The following is a 1,563-nucleotide window of genomic DNA, read 5'->3' as shown; positions in this document are numbered from 1 at the left end:
TAGTGGACGCGAGCATCTGTGGCCAAGTTTTTAAGGGCGCACGGTGGATGCCTTGGCACCAGGAACCGATGAAGGACGTGGGAGGCCGCGATAGGCCCCGGGGAGCTGTCAACCGAGCTGTGATCCGGGGGTGTCCGAATGGGGAAACCCGGCAGTCGTCATGGGCTGTCACCCATACCTGAACACATAGGGTATGTGGAGGGAACGCGGGGAAGTGAAACATCTCAGTACCCGCAGGAAGAGAAAACAACCGTGATTCCGGGAGTAGTGGCGAGCGAAACCGGATGAGGCTAAACCGTATGCGTGTGATACCCGGCAGGGGTTGCGTATACGGGGTCGTGGGAGTTTCCTTGATCGGTCTGCCGGCCGGTCGGAGAGTCAGAAACCGTTTGTGTAGGCGAAGGACATGCGAAAGGTCCGGCGTAGAGGGTAAGACCCCCGTAGCTGAAACATGAGCGGCTCTCTTGGAGATCACCCAAGTAGCACAGGGCCCGAGAAATCCTGTGTGAATCTGGCGGGACCACCCGTTAAGCCTAAATATTCCCTGGTGACCGATAGCGGATAGTACCGTGAGGGAATGGTGAAAAGTACCGCGGGAGCGGAGTGAAATAGTACCTGAAACCGTGTGCCTACAAGCCGTGGGAGCGTCGCATCGAGTGCTTGCACTTGGTGTCGTGACTGCGTGCCTTTTGAAGAATGAGCCTGCGAGTTTGCGGTGTGTTGCGAGGTTAACCCGTGTGGGGTAGCCGTAGCGAAAGCGAGTCCGAACAGGGCGGTTGAGTAGCACGCTCAAGACCCGAAGCGGAGTGATCTAGCCATGGGCAGGTTGAAGCGGCTGTAAGAGGTCGTGGAGGACCGAACCCACCAGGGTTGAAAACCTGGGGGATGACCTGTGGTTAGGGGTGAAAGGCCAATCAAACTCCGTGATAGCTGGTTCTCCCCGAAATGCATTTAGGTGCAGCGTCGTGTGTTTCTTGCCGGAGGTAGAGCACTGGATAGGCGATGGGCCCTGCCGGGTTACTGACCTTAGCCAAACTCCGAATGCCGGTAAGTGAGAGCGCGGCAGTGAGACTGTGGGGGATAAGCTCCATGGTCGAGAGGGAAACAGCCCAGAGCATCGACTAAGGCCCCCAAGCGTACGCTAAGTGGGAAAGGATGTGGAGTCGCAGAGACAACCAGGAGGTTGGCTTAGAAGCAGCCACCCTTGAAAGAGTGCGTAATAGCTCACTGGTCAAGTGATTCCGCGCCGACAATGTAGCGGGGCTCAAGCGTACCGCCGAAGTCGTGTCATTCGTACATATAGGGCCAACGCCTGTACGGATGGGTAGGGGAGCGTCGTGTGCCGGGTGAAGCCGCGCCGGAAGGCAGTGGTGGATGGTTCACGAGTGAGAATGCAGGCATGAGTAGCGATACAAGAGTGGGAAACTCTTGCGCCGATTGACTAAGGGTTCCTGGGTCAAGCTGATCTGCCCAGGGTAAGTCGGGACCTAAGGCGAGGCCGACAGGCGTAGTCGATGGACAACCGGTTGATATTCCGGTACCCGCTGTAAAGCGCCCAATGCT

1 rRNA gene (running past one end of the window) is annotated in these 1,563 nt (G+C 57.5%); it reads left to right on the top strand.

Annotated elements, in window-relative coordinates:
* Positions 1-20 precede the first annotated feature (20 nt).
* Positions 21-1,563: ribosomal RNA gene (locus ACGFMP_RS37165) — 23S ribosomal RNA — on the top strand (it continues 1,272 nt past the right edge of the window).

This window comes from Streptomyces sp. NPDC049040 (assembly GCF_043197715.1).
Classification (GTDB): Bacteria; Actinomycetota; Actinomycetes; order Streptomycetales; family Streptomycetaceae; genus Actinacidiphila.
Note: the sequence above shows the minus strand (reverse complement) of the source record. Positions and strands in the feature narration are given on the sequence as shown.